The sequence below is a fragment of the Acidaminobacter sp. JC074 genome (assembly GCF_022496765.1).
GTDB lineage: Bacteria > Bacillota > Clostridia > Peptostreptococcales > Acidaminobacteraceae > JABXKX01.
This window is the reverse complement of record NZ_VANV01000009.1, coordinates 35962-53095: the sequence shown is the minus strand read 5'-3', so window position 1 is coordinate 53095 and position 17134 is coordinate 35962. Positions and strand designations below refer to the sequence as shown.

The 17134-nt window shown below is 34.9% G+C and carries 20 protein-coding genes; 16 read left to right on the top strand and 4 right to left on the bottom strand.

All coding sequences use genetic code 11. The features are described 5' to 3' along the window. The first annotated feature begins 7 nt into the window (after positions 1 to 7). From EZV73_RS10640 to EZV73_RS10610, 7 genes are all read left to right on the top strand, one after another. Positions 8 to 943 (top strand): carbohydrate ABC transporter permease, encoded by a 936-nt coding sequence (locus EZV73_RS10640; protein ID WP_240840293.1) that lies wholly within the window; start codon positions 8 to 10, stop codon positions 941 to 943. 8 nt (positions 944 to 951) lie between these two features. After that, the gene (locus tag EZV73_RS10635; protein WP_240840292.1) at positions 952 to 1770 is read left to right on the top strand and encodes a carbohydrate ABC transporter permease; all 819 of its coding nucleotides are present in this window, start codon (positions 952 to 954) and stop codon (positions 1768 to 1770) included. Positions 1771 to 1779: 9 nt separating this feature from the next. Continuing rightward, complete coding sequence (locus tag EZV73_RS10630; protein ID WP_240840291.1) at positions 1780 to 3105, top strand: glycosyltransferase family 4 protein; 1326 nt, start codon at positions 1780 to 1782, stop codon at positions 3103 to 3105. Positions 3106 to 3169: 64 nt separating this feature from the next. Further along, complete coding sequence (locus tag EZV73_RS10625; protein ID WP_240840290.1) at positions 3170 to 4165, top strand: LacI family DNA-binding transcriptional regulator; 996 nt, start codon at positions 3170 to 3172, stop codon at positions 4163 to 4165. Between the two features lie 49 nt (positions 4166 to 4214). Then, positions 4215 to 5879, top strand: coding sequence for an alpha-amylase family glycosyl hydrolase (locus tag EZV73_RS10620; RefSeq protein ID WP_240840289.1), 1665 nt, complete (start codon positions 4215 to 4217; stop codon positions 5877 to 5879). Between the two features lies 1 nt (position 5880). Beyond that, complete coding sequence (locus EZV73_RS10615) at positions 5881 to 6816, top strand: type I phosphomannose isomerase catalytic subunit (protein WP_240840288.1); 936 nt, start codon at positions 5881 to 5883, stop codon at positions 6814 to 6816. 8 nt (positions 6817 to 6824) lie between these two features. Further along, entirely contained in the window at positions 6825 to 7889 is a 1065-nt protein-coding gene (locus EZV73_RS10610; RefSeq protein WP_240840287.1) for a hypothetical protein, read from the top strand. A 9-nt stretch (positions 7890 to 7898) separates the two neighbouring features. Here the strand turns inward: EZV73_RS10610 and EZV73_RS10605 are convergent, their stop codons facing one another. Beyond that, positions 7899 to 8426: an NUDIX hydrolase gene (locus EZV73_RS10605; protein WP_240840286.1), complete on the bottom strand. Its 528-nt coding sequence runs from the start codon at positions 8424 to 8426 to the stop codon at positions 7899 to 7901. Positions 8427 to 8541: 115 nt separating this feature from the next. On the opposite strand from EZV73_RS10605, the gene EZV73_RS10600 reads away from it, so the two are divergent. After that, positions 8542 to 9456, top strand: coding sequence for an exopolyphosphatase (locus EZV73_RS10600; protein WP_240840285.1), 915 nt, complete (start codon positions 8542 to 8544; stop codon positions 9454 to 9456). A gap of 21 nt (positions 9457 to 9477) precedes the next feature. Here EZV73_RS10600 and EZV73_RS10595 read toward each other — a convergent pair whose 3' ends face one another. From EZV73_RS10595 to EZV73_RS10585, 3 genes are read right to left on the bottom strand one after another with little or no spacing between them, the layout of a single operon-like run. Beyond that, positions 9478 to 9786, bottom strand: a complete 309-nt coding sequence (locus EZV73_RS10595; protein ID WP_240840284.1) for a hypothetical protein — start codon at positions 9784 to 9786, stop codon at positions 9478 to 9480. Positions 9787 to 9794: 8 nt separating this feature from the next. Next, the gene (locus tag EZV73_RS10590; RefSeq protein WP_240840283.1) at positions 9795 to 10103 is read right to left on the bottom strand and encodes a hypothetical protein; all 309 of its coding nucleotides are present in this window, start codon (positions 10101 to 10103) and stop codon (positions 9795 to 9797) included. After that, positions 10103 to 10819, bottom strand: a complete 717-nt coding sequence (locus EZV73_RS10585) for a hypothetical protein (protein ID WP_240840282.1) — start codon at positions 10817 to 10819, stop codon at positions 10103 to 10105. Before EZV73_RS10585 ends, EZV73_RS10590 begins: the two co-directional genes overlap by 1 nt. Positions 10820 to 10949: 130 nt before the next feature. Between EZV73_RS10585 and EZV73_RS10580 the strand changes: the two genes are divergently transcribed. From EZV73_RS10580 to EZV73_RS10545, 8 genes are all read left to right on the top strand, one after another. Continuing rightward, entirely contained in the window at positions 10950 to 11903 is a 954-nt protein-coding gene (locus EZV73_RS10580) for a radical SAM protein (RefSeq protein ID WP_240840281.1), read from the top strand. Then, positions 11896 to 12264, top strand: coding sequence for a MazG-like family protein (locus EZV73_RS10575; protein WP_240840280.1), 369 nt, complete (start codon positions 11896 to 11898; stop codon positions 12262 to 12264). The genes EZV73_RS10580 and EZV73_RS10575 overlap by 8 nt, the downstream gene beginning before the upstream one ends. Then, the gene (locus EZV73_RS10570) at positions 12261 to 13055 is read left to right on the top strand and encodes a phosphotransferase family protein (RefSeq protein WP_240840279.1); all 795 of its coding nucleotides are present in this window, start codon (positions 12261 to 12263) and stop codon (positions 13053 to 13055) included. The genes EZV73_RS10575 and EZV73_RS10570 overlap by 4 nt, the downstream gene beginning before the upstream one ends. A gap of 13 nt (positions 13056 to 13068) precedes the next feature. Further along, positions 13069 to 13578 (top strand): GNAT family N-acetyltransferase, encoded by a 510-nt coding sequence (locus tag EZV73_RS10565; RefSeq protein WP_240840278.1) that lies wholly within the window; start codon positions 13069 to 13071, stop codon positions 13576 to 13578. Next, a complete protein-coding gene (locus tag EZV73_RS10560) occupies positions 13556 to 14026 on the top strand; it encodes a GNAT family N-acetyltransferase (protein WP_240840277.1) in 471 nt (156 codons plus the stop codon). The genes EZV73_RS10565 and EZV73_RS10560 overlap by 23 nt, the downstream gene beginning before the upstream one ends. Then, positions 14016 to 15272, top strand: a complete 1257-nt coding sequence (locus EZV73_RS10555) for a GNAT family N-acetyltransferase (protein WP_240840276.1) — start codon at positions 14016 to 14018, stop codon at positions 15270 to 15272. Before EZV73_RS10560 ends, EZV73_RS10555 begins: the two co-directional genes overlap by 11 nt. Before the next feature lie 54 nt (positions 15273 to 15326). Then, a complete protein-coding gene (locus EZV73_RS10550) occupies positions 15327 to 16187 on the top strand; it encodes an AraC family transcriptional regulator (protein ID WP_240840275.1) in 861 nt (286 codons plus the stop codon). A 101-nt stretch (positions 16188 to 16288) separates the two neighbouring features. Next, the gene (locus tag EZV73_RS10545; protein WP_240840274.1) at positions 16289 to 17053 is read left to right on the top strand and encodes a hypothetical protein; all 765 of its coding nucleotides are present in this window, start codon (positions 16289 to 16291) and stop codon (positions 17051 to 17053) included. Positions 17054 to 17134 lie beyond the last annotated feature (81 nt).

Sequence of the window (17134 nt, the reverse complement as noted above, 5' to 3'; positions counted from 1 at the left end):
GGGGCATATGAAACATAACAGTATATCCAAAAAAGAAACAATCTCAATGAGATTAAAGAAAAATGACTGGGGTGCATATTTATATATTTTACCTTCACTAATTATTATTTCATTATTTGTACTTTATCCTGCAATATGGGCTTTAAATGTTAGTTTTAAAGATTTAAAACCTTTGCAACTCTTAGGAACGGGTTTGTTTGAAATTCCAGGTAAGTTTGTAGGCTTAAGTAATTATGTAAGTATTTTTAAAGATCCTTTGTTTAGAAAAAGTATCTTTAACACAATATATTTCGGTATCGTATTTATACCACTTACCATGCTTGGTTCTATGTTCTTGGCAACACTTGTTAATACAGAAATGAAAGGTGTAGGTTTTTTAAGAAGTGTATTCTTTACACCTTATATTGTTTCCATTATCAGTGCAAGTATGATTTTTATGATGTTGTTTTCTGGTGATAAAGGGCTTATAAATGGTGTATTAGATATATTCGGTGTAAAAGGGCCGTCTTGGTTATCTGAATCCGCTTTAGCTATGCCAGTTATAGCCATTATGTCTTCCTGGAGACGTGTGGGGTATTTTATGCTGATCTATTTAGCGGCACTTCAAAACATTCCAGCTGAACTTTATGAGGCTGCAGCTTTAGATGGGGCTTCAAAATTCCAGACATTTAGAAAAATCACTTGGCCTATGTTAAGCAAAATGAACACAGTTGTATTTATACTTTTACTAGTAAATTGCCTAAATGTATTCCAAGAGATCTTTATTATGACAGGCGGTGGTCCTGGTGATTCTACTACGACAATTCCGTTCTTAATTTATAATTCAGCATTTAAATATTTTAAGTTTGGTAGAGCTGCAGCAATGTCATATGTATTGTTTACAATACTTGTAATTGTAACACTTATACGTAATAAAATGACTGCAAGCAAAGAAGTAGAATAGGAGGGATTATGAAGAGAAAAGGATTAACAAGTAAAATCACTTTGTGGGTCTTAGCAATACTGTTTCTGATTCCACTATATTGGTTGATTATATCAAGTTTCAAAACAGACATGGAAATCACAAGTTTTCCGCCAACGCTTTGGCCAAAGGAATTTGCCTTTAGTAATTATACAAAGGTATGGGATCTGTTGAAGTTTTCGAAGACATTTATGAACTCTTTGATTGTTTCTTTATCAACGACTGTTTTAATTGTATTTAACTCGACACTTGCAGGTTATGCATTTGCAAAGAAAAAGTTTATTGGCAAGAATGTCTTAATGACCATTTTAGTTGCAACGATGACAATTCCTGCAACCGTACTATTATTGCCGCTTTTTACAATCATAACTAAGTTGAATATGTATGACAAACTGATCAGTTTGATCATTCCATTCTCTGTGACTGTATTTGGTATATTTTTTATGAAACAGTATATTGAAGACATACCAGATTCATTACTTGAAGCTGCGAGAATTGATGGTTGTAAAGAATATCAGATTTTCTTTAAGGTGGTATTACCACTTCTAAAACCTGGTATAACATCACTTACATTAATTGAGTTTGTGAACAACTGGAACTCATTTACCATGCCACTTGTTTTATTAAAGTCTAGTGATAAATTTACTTTGCCACTGAGACTAGGCATGCTTGCAAAAGAAACCGTTGCAGTCCCATGGTCAAGTATTATGGCAGCGAATGTTATGGTTGTATTACCTGTTGTTATTATATTTGTAGCATTACAAAAGTACTTCATAAAAGGCATCATGGGTGGTGCTGTAAAAGGCTAGGAGGCAGACATGAATATAGCTCTTTGCCACTTTAGAGTTGGAGAAACCGACGGTGTTTCTCTAGAAATGGAAAAGTGGAGAATTATCTTAGAAAGACTGGGTCATAAAGTTTACTTTGTGGCAGGCAGTCAAGGATCGACTCAAGCGCACATTATAGAGGAACTTCATTACGCACATCCTGAGAATGATAAGTTTGTAAAAAATGCCTATGTTGCTTTAGAAGATTATACTGAAATGGCATTTGTAGATGCTGTTGAAGATTACGCTGAAATTATTGAAAATAAGCTAGTAAAGTTTATAGAGGAAAATGAAATAGATGTGATTGTACCAAATAATATTTGGTCACTAGGCTGGGGGCTTCCAGCAGGTATTGGTTTCTTTAACGCCATTAAAAGAACAATGACAAAGTGTATAGTTCATCATCATGACTTTTATTGGGAGCGAGAAAAATACAGTCATCCTACATGTGAAGCGGTTCATGGCATGTTGGATACGTATTTTCCACCTAGATCACCGCTGATTAAGCATTGTGTAATCAATAACATTGCTAAAGAAGAGATGAAAATCCGTAAGGGAATAGATGCTACAGTTGTACCAAATGTATTTGATTTTGATGTACCCTTATGGACAAAAGATGAATATAACTTTGATCTTAGAGAAAAATTGGGTCTAAAAGAAAATGATATTTTCCTTCTTCAGGCGACACGTATCGCAGAAAGAAAGGCTATAGAAATGGCCATAGATGTTGCTGGTAAGCTGAAGCATAATATAAAAGATAAAGAAGTCAAACTTTATGATGGTAGAGAATTTGATGGTCAGGTAGTTTTGGTTATGGTAGGTCTACCAGAATCGGAGTCTGACTATATTCAGAAACTGAAAGATAAGGCTAAAAATTATGATCTAAAATTAATTTTTAGAAATGACATCATAGAACATTCAAGATCCAATGAAAATGAGAAACTTTACAGTCTTTGGGATGCTTATGTAGATGCAGATTTTGTAACTTATCCAAGTATTTTAGAAGGATGGGGTAATCAGTTCTTAGAGGCGATTTTCTCTAAGAAGCCAATATTAGTTTATGAGTACCCGGTTTATGTGACGGACATAAAGCCACACGATTTTGATGTTGTTTCCTTAGGTTCTTCCTTTACTTATGATGAGAACCGATTGGTTAGGGTAGATCAAGATATTGTAGATGCAGCAGCGCTTGAAGTGGAAAGATTATTGACGGATGCAGAATTACGAGATAAGGTAGTGAATAAAAACTTTGAGATTGCTAAATCAGAGTTTTCTTATCAAAGCCTATTAAGAATACTTGAGAAAATATTTATTTAACTCAAATCTTTGAAACATAAGCAAATATTGCTTATAATAAGTATAAATAGATTTGGAGAAAAGTATGAAGAAAACGAGTATGACAGATATTGCAAAACTTGCAGGTGTGTCTGTAAAAACAGTATCTAGGGTCATTAATGGCAGTTCAGAAGTTAAACCAGATACAAAGAAAAAAATAATGGAGATTATTGAGAAAGAAGGTTATGTTGTTAATCTTGCTGCTCAAGGTCTTAAAGGTCGAAAGACGAAGACAATTATTGTTTTTATTGATACACATGGTGGAAGCTACTGGTCTATTTGGCATAATGAAATTTTGAATTCGATTTTTAAAGAAGCTAAAAAAACGGGTTATAAAGTAGTTGTGTCACCTTCATCTGCGACTGGTGTAATTGGAGATGAGACAGATGGCTTTTACTTATTAAAGGCAAGGCTGGCTGATGGTGCTATTATATTTGATAATAAAAAAGATGATATTCGTCTAAAGTACCTATATGAAAATAATATTCCTTATGTACTAGTTGGTAAGCTTGATGATGATAAGAGTTATTATGTTGACCTGGACAATTACAAAGCGGGCTTTATTGGTGGTGAATATCTCCATAAAAGAGGTTATAAAAAGATTGTTCAGTTTGTCGGTAGTGATGATTTCATTGTTAACCAGGAACGGATTAAAGGTTTCGAAAACGCGCTTTCAGCAACGGATGTAGAGCACAAAACTTTTTCAGGTGTTGATTCAGTTGTTAAAGCCTTTGAAAAGGCCAAACAATTATTAGACGAAGAAACCATAGATGCATTCTTTGTATCTGGAGATGAAAGAGCAATTGGTGTTTATAGGGCTGTACATGAAAAAGGCTTAAAAATACCTGAGGATATCGCTATTCTTGGCATTGATAACATTGTTATTTCAGAGTTCTTATATCCACCACTATCTACTGTCGATCAAGATACATCGGGATTAGGAAAAACAGCTTTGAAAACAATCGTTAAGCAAATAAAAAATGAAGAAGTTAAACAAATTCAAATCAGTGAACCTAAAATCATTGAACGTGAATCATCTTAAAGGGACTACGGTCCTTTTTAAATAATAAAAAATGACAACGAGGGACATTATGTTATTACAAAATGAATTAAAGAATAAGTTAAAGAAAATATACGGGCCAAATGCTGATAAATGCTTTGCTGAGGTTATGAACTTAGTCAACAAGCATGGTCGTATTTCATCACATGAGCAAAGATTATCAGAAAAAGATATGATGCTCATTACCTACGGTGACTCATTATTATCAAAGGAGAGTCCGCTGAAAACTTTGGATACATTTTTATCTAAACATGCAAAAGATGCTTTAAGTGCTGTTCATTTATTACCATTCTATCCTTATACTTCAGATGATGGTTTTTCAGTTGTAGATTATACAGCAGTTCACGAAGAACTCGGAACTTGGGGTGATATCAAGAGTTTATCAAATCAATATGATTTAATGTTTGATGCCGTTATCAACCATATATCTAAATCTAGTGACTGGTTTAAGGGTTATTTAAATGGAGATGAAAAATATAAAACTTATTTTCACGAATGTGATCCTAGTCTAGACTATTCTGAAGTTACCAGACCTAGAGCACTTCCTTTACTCAGTCCATTTGAGACAAATGAGGGAACAAAGTATCTTTGGACAACATTTAGTGAAGATCAAATAGATCTAAACTATGAGTCTATTCCCCTATTTATAGAAATCATGGAAATCTTGATAGCTTATGCTAAAAAAGGTGCTAGGTATATCAGATTAGATGCTATAGGCTTTATGTGGAAGAAGCTAGGTACATCTTGTATTCATTTAGAGGAGACTCATGAACTCATTAAGGTGATGAGAATGATTTTAGATGAAATCGTACCAGGAACGATTTTGATTACTGAAACAAATGTGCCTCATAAGGAAAATATATCATATTTTGGTGACAATGATGAAGCACATATGGTCTATCAATTTCCACTGCCACCACTAACCCTACATACATTTATCTCTGAAGATTCAACTAAGATTCTTAAGTGGATTGATGGACTTGATAGAACATCAAGTGATACAAGTTATTTTAACTTTCTTGCTTCTCATGATGGCATTGGGATGAGGCCAGTAGAAGGTATTTTAGACAAGGATGAGCAAGCACTTATTGTAGACAAAGTTGGCTTAAGAGGCGGTAAGATTAACTATAGAACTTTAAGTGATGGTTCAAAAGCTCCTTATGAACTGAACATTTCATATGTAGATGCATTAAGTGATTTAGATGAGAATGATGAGATCAGGGCTAAGAGATTTTTAGCTTCTCAGGCCATTTTATTATCTGTTGAAGGTGTACCAGGTATTTATATTCATTCCTTATTGGGTTCTAGAAATTATCAAAAAGGTGTTGAAGAATCAGGTATTAACAGACGTATCAATAGAGAAAAACTTCAGCTTGACAAAGTTGAAGAATCATTAGAAACTGATAGTCTAAGATCGATGATCTTCTACAAGTATTTAGACTTAATAAAGGTTAGAAAGTCTTCCAGCGCTTTTTCTCCTGATGCCATACAAGAAGCTGTATTTATTGATAATCGCATATTCAGTATAAAGAGAATGAACGAAAAGACATCAGCGCAGGTAAATGTATATATCAACATATCAAATGAGGCGGTAAGTCTTAACTTAAGTGAATCTGGTCTTAACCTGATGACTGATGAAAGATTAGGTGGTCATGTATCTATTAAACCGTATGAGATTATTTGGTTAGAGGTGTAAGATGTATCCTTTAAAATTTGAATCGAAGTATATTGAAAAAATATGGGGAGGCAATAGATTACTTTCCTTTAAAGACAATGATTCATTAGATGAAAAGAACTATGGGGAGTCTTGGGAAATCGTTGATAGGGATGATTATTCGAGTATCATTTCAAACGGCATTTATAAAGGCATGACCTTGGAAGATTTAAAAACTTTAAAAGGTGAGGCTTTGCTAGGAACTGGTTCAGAAGATAAACTACCTTTACTAGTTAAGTTTATAGATGCCAAAGAGAAATTATCCATTCAAGTTCATCCCTCAAATGACTATGCTAATAAACATGAAAATGATGCAGGTAAAACAGAAGCATGGTATATTATAAGTGCTGGACCTGATGCAGAAATCGTTGCTGGGATGAATCCAATGTCAAAATCAGACTTATCAAAATCTATTAGTAATGGTGAAATAGAAACAGAGCTTAAAAGAATCAAAGTTAAGTCTGGGGACTTTATATTTATAGAGAGTGGTTTGATCCATGCCATTTGTGGTGATATTTTGCTGGCAGAAATTCAGCAAAACAGTGATGTGACTTATCGTGTATTTGATTATGGCAGAGATCGAGAACTCCATATCAACAAGTCTATAGACGTTATCAAAACAAATTTGGAAGCTAAGGTCATAAAGGGCGTTGGAAGAATTAGATATGGTTATAAAAAAACCTATCTAGTCACCTGCGAGGAGTTTGAAATTGCAAAGCTTGATATCTCAAAGCAATTTCATGAGATGAAAACAGATACTTTTAAGATTATTGCCTGTGTAGAAGGACAGGGTAAGATTTGTGCAGATGGCTTTTGTGAAGATATTTCTAGAGGGGAAACGATTTTGTTACCAGCAGATGTAGCAAGTTATGAGATTTCAGGCAAGTTAGTTTGTTTGCAAACAGGTTTACCAAGTTAGGAGATAAGATGCTTAGACGTGATGAGAATAATCCGATTTTAGAAAGAGATACACTAGCAGGCTATGATACGCTTTTTAATCCAGGTGTATGTGATGTAGATGGAAAGGTATATATGATTGTCAGAGCGACCAGAGACGATCGTAAGTTGATGGCAGTGACAGACCGTGCTTATATCTATGCCAATCAGATAAGCGACCACTTAATCTTCATAAGTGAAGACAATGGAAAAAACTTTGATTTTACTGGCTATAAAATGACAGGGTCTTCTTCTACATGGATTGATGGCTATACGAATGAAACATATGTACCAACTTATTTTGGCCCTTTTGGAACTGAGGACTTAAGATTATGTAAAGTGGATGATACCTATATTGGTGTGGTCCATGTCATGACCCATACAGCTTATACTGGAGACCACAAAGCAGGTGGTCGAGTTGGACTTGTTATGACCAAGGACTTTAAGCATTATAAAAGAGTCTTGATTGGATCTAGACGTGAAGAAGGGGATCGAGATGCTTGGATTATGAAACATCAAGGTAAGATCGCTTATTTCACAAGAATTAAGCCTGATGCATCTGGAAAAAGAAAGATTAAGTATCCTTCAGTCCAAGTTGTATTTTTCGATACACTTGAGGACTTAATTAAAGCACCACCGAGCTTCTGGGATGACTATCTAGATAACATTCATGAATACACAATTCTTGAACCGACTTATGCATGGGAAGGCAGCCAGATTGGTGGTGGCCCTATACTTGAGCATAAGGAAGGTTATATCATGTTTTATCATGGTGTTGTAAAAGAAGACAACAAGGCATACAATACTGGTGCAGCTCTTCTAGACAAGGAGACCCTACGATGTATTAAAAAAACAAAAGAGGCGATATTGCTACCAGAAAAGTGGTATGAAACTGCTTCATATGCAGGTGATACTAAAAACATTACCTTTGTTAATGGTGCAAGATATTCAGAAGACAATCAAATTGAAATTTATTATGGAGCAGCAGATTCACATGTTGCTAAAGCTTATATAGACGATGCAGATGCCTTTGTTGATAATATGGAGACAATATAAAAACACTTCTTAGAAGTGTTTTTTGTCATATTTTTGCTTAATTAATTTAAAGAGTTCAAGCTCTCTAACAACAGATTGGCCCATTGAGTCAGGGCTGTTCTTAATGATGTCTTCATTGTGTTTGATGGCCGTATCGATGTTTACCCATACAGGTACAGAGCCGTTCTGGATCTCATAGGCTTCAGGTTTTGCCTGCCCCAGTGCTTTTATATCACACAGGTAGATATAAGAAAGCATATGCATTTGGTCATAGCCCTTGTAATAAGGTCTGTATTCCTCATAAATGCCGATAGGTTCAAGAATCTTTATCCCCTCAGCACCTGTTTCTTCGTGTAGCTCTCTAATAAGGCCTTTTTCTACAGACTCATTTTCATCGATGCCACCACCAGGTAGTGTGTAGTCATCATAATACTTGGTGTAGATTAGAAGGATTTCCTGATCCTTTAATACAACAGCTCTTGCGGCTTTTCTTTCAAATGTTTTTGGATCCTTAAGATCTGCAACATCTGGATGTATATATGTATTGATTAATTTCATAAATTCCCTTTCTTTCAGTCTTTTCCTAGTGTATCTGTTTTACTGGTCTATTTCAAGTCGTAATTTTATGCTTAAAGATCCTATTTAACGGTATAAATATTACGAGGAGGCAGATATGAAGAAGAGATTGATAACAAGAAGTGATTTTGATGGTTTAGTATGTGCGGTGTTACTTAAAGAGATGGACTTAATAGAGGATATCAAATTTGTTCATCCTAAAGATATGCAAGATGGCATAATAGAAGTTTCTGAAAATGATATTTCTACAAATCTACCTTATGTAGAAGGTATAGGACTGGCTTTTGACCATCACTTGAGTGAAACCATTAGAAATGAAAAGAAAGACAATCATATCATAGACCCGGATGCGCCTAGTGCAGCAAGAGTTGTTTATGATTATTATGGTGGCAAAGACAAGTTTCCTATGATTTCTGATGAAATGATGGCTGCTGTAGACAAGGCAGATGCAGCTTGGTTTACAGAAGAAGATATTTTAGATCCAAAGGGCTGGGAGCTTCTGAGCTTTTTAATGGATGCTAGAACAGGTTTAGGAAGATTTAGAGACTTTAGAATCTCAAACTATAACCTGATGATGGATTTAATCGATTATTGTAAAAACCATACCATAGAAGAGATTTTACAACTAGAAGATGTTAAAGAGAGAGTAGACTTGTTCTTTTCTTATAAAGATCAGTTTTATGATCAAATCAGAAAAAACGCTCGTGTTCAAGGAGATGTACTGGTGGTTAACCTAAAGGACGAAGAGACCATTTATCCTGGTAACCGTTTTGTAAAGTATGCCTTATATCCTGATACAAAGATTTCTGTTCAGGTCATCTGGGGTTTTAGAAAGCAAAATACTGTATTTACAGTAGGTAAGTCGATCATCAACCGTTCTAGTGATGTGAACATCGGTGAAATCATGTTAAGCTATGGCGGTGGTGGCCATAAAAATGCAGGTACCTGTCAAGTAGACCATGAAGATGCTGATAGAGTTTTAGAAGAATTACTGGTTAAATTACAAGGATAAAAAAAGCGCTATATGCGCTTTTTAATATTGTATTTTATAGACAATGATTGTTATTACAATATTGATTATTGCTATGATAAGATATTGAAGATTCAATGAAAATGTATTGTGAATAGAATGGTCGCCTGTAAATGATTTCATATAATCTAAGGTGTCTTGTCTAGTAAATGGTTTTTCTCCAGACTGTGGTAACTCAAAAGCATTCATAAGAAAGATGGCTAGAGTAATCAAAGACCAAATTGCAAAATAAGTTAGTTGGCCATCTGGACTTGAAACCCTAAGCACCATATATGTGAGTACCTGAAGACATGAAAAGATAATGATGACCATAAGACCTCCTAATATTGTGTGATAAGGATGTAAGCGTAAGCGCCTGCATTCATTAAAAAGAGTGCTAGGTATTGAAGGTTGATAAAAATGCTGTTATGCATAAAACGGTCTCTATAATGTCCTTTTGTGTATTCTAAACCATCTGGTCTTTGGTGAGATGACATATCTATTGTCGGTAATCTAAAAACATTGTTTAAAAAGATCCCCAATGTAACAATGCCCCACAGGATGAAAAAGAGCTCATGACTTTCTCTTCCTGATATATGTAGTAGAAAATAAGAACCTGTTTGTAAAATCAAAAGTATGATAAACGCCATTATTCTTTCCTCACTTCCCCATCTTCGTAAATTAAACGAACGACTTTCTTTTTAGAATTCTTGATAGATATGACTGCTTTTTTATCAGGTCTGTAAATGCATATGACATCAACCATTCTCTCGTCGAAATGTTCATTATAAAATTCAATGCCTTTTATCTTGGCCTTGCTGTCATGTAATTTAGAGTAGGATATGTTGTTAGAATAGCCGTTAAAGAAGTCAACCTGTCTAATGGTAAAGGGTACTTCATAATCGAAAGTAAAGAGGGCTCTAATAAGAATGAGTGTACAAACTAATCTTACTGCAATTATTTTATTAGGTGTCTGTCTAAAGACATACAAGGTGCTAAAGCCCAGTAGTGGTATTAGAAAGTAAAATGGATTTGCAACAAGTATCATAATCCTTATGCCACCTAATATAGAAAATGCAATTAAATGGGTGATGATAAATACAAGTCTATAATACTTATTGTATGCCTTTGCCATTTTACATGGTATATAGCAAATCGCTGCTACAAGGCCAAATAGAATACTGATGACAAAAGCATCTAATAGGGTATCTGTATAAACTATGATAAATAAGAGCAAACTGACAGCTAAGAGTCCGCCACTTATGTAAAGTGATTTTTTCTTTTCGTTTTTAAGATAATGGTTGAATAGGTATAAAGATATCAAAACAAGGTATGTAGAAATCATGATGGGTCTTAGAAAAAACATAAAGCACCTCCTATGTAAATTGTACAATAATTCTGACAATTGTTAGGTGATTTGAACCAAAATACACATTTTATGCATCAAAATGATGTGCTTTAAGAAAATTTATAATATGATAGATGTAGGTGATTATATGAAAGAAGCGATGTATTATAGAAAAGTAGACGATTATATTTATTGCGACTTATGTCCACATGCTTGTAAGTTAAGAGAAGGACAAAGCGGCAGGTGCAGGATAAGAAAGGTTATGGATGGTAAGCTGTATGCCTTAGGTTATGGCAGGCTTGTTTCTGCCCATGTAGATCCAATTGAGAAAAAACCGCTCTATCATTTTTATCCTGGTAGCGAGATTTTATCAGTCGGTTTTTCAAGTTGCAACATGGTATGCCCTTTTTGTCAGAATCATGAACTGTCTCAAAATATACTGGAAGCATCAGAGGTGTCTGTTGATCGTTTGATAAGCTATGTGGATACTGCCATAGCCTTTACATACAATGAACCCTTAATTAACTATGAGTATATTTATGATTTTTCTAAAAAACTTAAGTCAGTGTCACCAGAAAAGAAAATAGTCTTAGTGACAAATGGTATGATCAATGAAGAACCACTTGTTAAGCTTTTAGATTATATCGATGGGATTAATCTAGATTTCAAGGGCTTGGCGGATTTTTATAAGCTTTGTGGCGGTGATTATGAAACGGTCTGTAGAAATTTAGAACTCATGAACAGGGTCCATTTAGAAGTGACGACCTTAATGGTGACCGGTGGTGTTTCTTTAAAGGATGTAGAGACCATAGTCCAGTTGATAGCATCTGTAAATCCAAAGATTCCATTTCATCTATCTAGATATTTTCCTCAGTACCAATCTCAAGCTGAAGCGACAGACTTGTCTTTAATGATGTCTGCTAAATTGATTGCCAGTGAATATCTTGAACATGTCTACCTTGGAAATGTTGGTGGTGAACAAAATACCTACTGTGCGAAATGCCATGAAGCGCTTATTAAACGAAACAGATTTACTGCCCATATACATCATATAAAATGTCCATGTGGCTATGACAACAATATAAGGAGCAACAATGAGTGATTTAACAATATCAGATATGATGAAGATGTCCTATGACCTTTACGATCAGAATAAGGATTCTTGGTCGCCTATGACACCTGAATATGGAAAAGATTTTATCTTGTACATGATCGAAGAAATCGGAGAAGTCATTTCAGTCATAAAGAAAAAATCGACTCAGGAAATTATGACTGAAGGTCCTGTTAGAGACCATATGGTGGAGGAGTTATCAGATGTCCTCATGTATTTTATAGACACACTTAATCGTTACCATATTTCAGCTGAAGAGTTCTCAAATGCTTATAAAAGCAAATATGAATCTAATATGAAACGAGACTTTAAAAAAGACCATGAGTCTTTTATAAGAGAGGAAAGTGTATGATTTTAATTGGTAGTGGAGAGTTTGGTAATGTCTTTCGGATTGAGCCAGGCAGAGTGGTTAAGTTATTTGATGACAGCCAGTATTTAGAAATGGAGTTTAGAACCTGCAAGTACATAGGTGATCAAACCCCATTTGGACCTAAGGTTTATAATAGGGTGGACTTAAGTGGACGTTCCGGCTATGAAATGGAAGAAATTATGGGTGATTTATTGTTAGATAGAATAGAAGAAACATCCTTAAATGACTACGGCCTTTTAATGGGAAAATGTCATAGAGAAGTCCATGACTATAACACAGATCATTTAACCCTATATAATATCCATGATATTATGGAAAAACACATTGAAAGATTAGATAATTTTTCACAAGAGGACAAGCTTTGGTTACATGAAATATTAAAATCCCTGCCAAGAGGCAAATCTTTACTCCATGGTGACTTTATGCCTTATAATCTTATTTGTTCTGATCAAGGCCTTAAAGCGCTTGATTGGTCTGATGCTGTCTTAGGACCTGCAGAAGCCGACATAGCAAGAACCCTATATTTTATTATAGATCCACATGATCATGATCAAGCGGCTTACAAGTCATCAAATAAATTTATTGAAGCGTATTTAAATGGGTATTATGGTAATAAGACAACTATGGGCATCATTCGTAAATGGTTATTACTCAATGTCGTATTCGAATACGACCAGTTGGTTTCAGAAGGACAAAACACTTTTTTTACAGAAAGACTTAAAAACTATATTTCTAACAACAAACAGTCTTTAGGATCTGACAACTTGTTTTAAAAGGGGTGAAATAATGTTGGTTCGACAAGCAAGGCTTGAGGATTTAAGCCAAATGACAGCTTTGATCCAAGCTACATCTAAGAAGTTGATTGATGACTATGTTTATCAGTGGGAAGCTCCTTGTGAGCTTGATGAATTAGAGATTCAGATTAAAAGAGGTGAAGTATTTATTTTAGAAGACCACAATCGTTTGATTGGTAGTTTTTCTATTAAGCCGATTCATAAAAAGTTTCCTGTACAAATGGAAGATGGTTTATATGTATACCGTATGCTGATTCATCCATTTTATCAGGGCAAGGATATGACTGGCCATATTTTTAAACACTTAAGAAAAGAGTATAAAAAGATACCAGTTTTACTAGACTGCTGGGCAGGAAATGAAAAGCTTTCGGAATTTTATTTAAATCATCATTGCATGCACATTGGCGATTTTCCTGATGCAGACTATAAAATCAGTGTTTTTCAAGTCAGTAAAAAAGGTCAGATAAAAAAGGATCGGTATGGTAACTTTAAGAAATACTAATAAAGAAGATTTAGAGTATGTTTTAGATGCTGAAAATAAGGCTTCGCAAAATGCATTTGTGATATTATGGCCTGAAGAAAGGCATCTTAAAGCAATAGAAAATGAGTTTACAGATCATCAGATCATACAAGCCGATGGAAAACGTGTTGGTTATTTGATAGCCAATCGAAATCCAGATGACAATTATGAACTGATGCGCATCGTTGTCACTAAGAGTGGACAAGGCTATGGTAGTCAAGCCATAAGGCTTCTTATGAAGTTTGCCTTTGAAGAGTTAGATACAAATCGCTTCTGGTTAGATGTGAGAATGCATAATCAAAATGCAATTTCACTTTATAAAACCTTGGGTTTTAAAGAAGAAGGGATTTTAAGAGAATGTGTTAAACATAATGACGGCTATGTATCGGTCATGGTTATGTCAGTTTTACGGAGAGAATATGAGATATAGAATTTATGATAAGCCAGATAAGATTATACTTCATGGTGGCCCTGGAGCCATTGGAAGTGTGTCTCATTTGGCTAAATCTTTGGGCGGTATAGAGCTTCTGAATTACGGAAAAACCATAGAAGCACAATTAAAGGAAATTAAAGAGGTGGCTGATGAGTTTCATTTAAAAGAACTTATTTTGATCGGCCATTCGTGGGGGGCTTGGCTTGCTTATATGTATGCCTGTAAATATCCCGTTAGTAAAATCATTCTGATTGGTTGTGGCTCTTTTAAAGAGGCTTACTTATCAGATATGAATCAAACTAGGATGAATCGTTTGACAAAAGCAGAACAAGACCAGGTGGCTCTCTTTTTTGACCAGTTAGGAAAGGGTCAACCACTCAGTGATAAAAAGCTATTTGGAAAGCTGATGGCTAAAATGGATTCATATGATCTTATAGATTATGAAGATGAGTCTCTTCCTTTTGACATGGAAGGTCATCAAAGTTTGATGGGGGAGTTTAGGCCCCTCAGAAAGTCTGGCCGTATTTTAGAAATGGGTAAAAAGATTACAGCAGAGATTGTAATCATTCATGGTCAAGCAGATCCACATGCCTTTGAAGGGGTTATGGAACCTTTAAAAGAAATTGGTTTAAAGCCTAGGGCCTATTACTTGGATAAATGTGGTCATACACCGTGGCATGAAAAAGAAAGTGCAAAGTTTTTTAAGATTATAAAAGAAGAATCTAAATACCTCTTTCAATCAGAAAGGCTGGGATTTAGACACTTTAACTTGTCAGATGAAGCGTCTTTTTTAGTCATGAACAGTGACAAAGAAGTCATGAGATATTTTCCTAATATGCTGGATGAAAAATCGTCTAAGGCCTTCTTAGAAAGAATCATAGACAAATACCAAGCAGGCTATGGACTCTATGCTGTTGAAGTAAAAGCAAGTGGAGAGCTTATTGGCTTTATTGGACTTTCGAGTCCAAAATTTGAAATGGACTTTACACCATGCGTTGAAATTGGCTGGAGGTTGATGAGTCACCACTGGAGAAAAGGATATGCCAAAGAGGGGGCAAAACGTGTTTTAGATTATGCCTTTAATCATTTGAACTTAAAGGAAATAGTTTCTTTTACATCTGAAAACAACACACCTTCTATAGGTGTCATGAAATCTATTGGTATGACTTACAGTAGAGACTTTGATCATCCTAATGTAGAAGGTCCATTAAAGAAACATGTGCTTTATAAGATAAGTAAGTGATTTTGGTCAAGAAATTAAAATAATCGTGTGTTAGGCTTAAGGTGGAGATGGGATATGGACGAGAAAAAGTTAGCGGTTAGAATCATGCAAGACTACATTGAAGCACATTTACATGAAACCATTACACTTAAGAATTTAGGGGATTCATGTTTTTTGTCGCCTTCATATGCATCGAAGATTTTTAGAGAGCTTACAGGTTTTACACCTTATAACTACATCAAACAATATAGGCTCTCAAAGGCTGCCAAACAACTTAGAGATCAAGATAAAAAGGTGTTAGACGTCGCACTGGATTTTGTATTTGATTCTCATGAAGGTTTTACCAGGGCTTTTTCAAAACAGTTTGGCATACCACCTAAAAAGTATGCTATGAAGAAACCACCTATCAAATGGTTTCTGCCTTATCCTGTTACGATCGAAAAGGAGGCTGAAATGAGTAATTTTATTTTTACACAAGTGATTGAAAGACCTAAAAGAAAATTAATGATCTTAAGAGCAAAGACTGCAAAAGAATATTTTAAGTACTGTGATGAAGTGGGATGCGATGTTTGGGGAATCCTAATGAGTGTTAAAGAAGCACTCTATGAGCCAGCAGGCTTCTGGTTATCTGATAACCTTATCAAAGAAGGTGCTTCTGAGTATGTTCAAGGTGTTGAACTACCACTAGATTATGATAATGAAATACCAGAAGGCTTTGAAATCATTGAACTGCCACCATCTAAGATAATGGTATTCCAGTCTGAACCTTATGATGATGATAACTTTATGACAGAAGTATCAGCTGCCATGAAGGCTATTAAAGATTTTAAACCTGAAATTTACGGTTATACTTATGACACTTCTAATCCAAGATTTCAATTGGAACCTAGAGGTGAAAGAGGTTACATTGAAGGGTGGCCGGTCAAAGACATTTAATAATATGCTTCCTCATACTTTTGAGGAAGTTTTTATGTGTCATTTAAATGTAATGTCAAATGATTATTTTTTTGGTACAATTGTATTATGAGGGAGGTTATATGCTAGATTACTTACAAGTAGAAAAAGATGATATAAAAGAGTTGTTTGATGCATATTTGGCATCCTTAAGTGGACCCTATGATGATTATTTGGAAGATCATATACTTGCTTCAAGATTCTATACGCTTGATATAGATGGTGAAATTGTCGGCTACTTTGCCATTTATGACAAAGCCTTGTTAACACAGTTTTATATTGAAGAGGAAAGTCTGCATCTGGCTCAGATGTGTTTTAAATATGTACTTAAGGAGTTTAAGATCACTCATGGCTACGTACCGACATGTGATGAACAGTTTTTATCACTCAGTATGGATTTTCATGCGAGCATTGATCTTCAAGCTTATATTTTTCATGATACAAAAAGAGAGGTTGATCCACCAGCATTTCCAAAGAGCATGTTAAGACTTGCCAACTTATCAGATGTCGAGGCAATCAAACGTTTATCGGGGGATTTCTTTAGTGAACTTTATCAAGCGGTTTCTGATAGAAAGATTTATATTCTCGAGGATGAGGAAATCTATGGTTTTGGTATTATTGAAGTTAACAAAATACATACCAACTGTAGGGGAACAGGTATGTTTACTGTGGAAAAACATAGACAAAAGGGTGTTGGTAGAAGTGTGATCTTACATTTGAAAGACTTATGTGAGACATTAGAGTATCAACCACTTCCAGCTTGTTGGTACCATAATTATCAGTCAAAGAGTGTGCTAGAATCCTGTGGATTTGCAGCTACAACACGACTGTTAAAGGTTGAGTTCTAAATATATTTATTAAGATGATTTTATTTATCAGATGGTTTTTTCCATCTGATTTTTTTTGTATCATTTTAAATCCCTGTAATC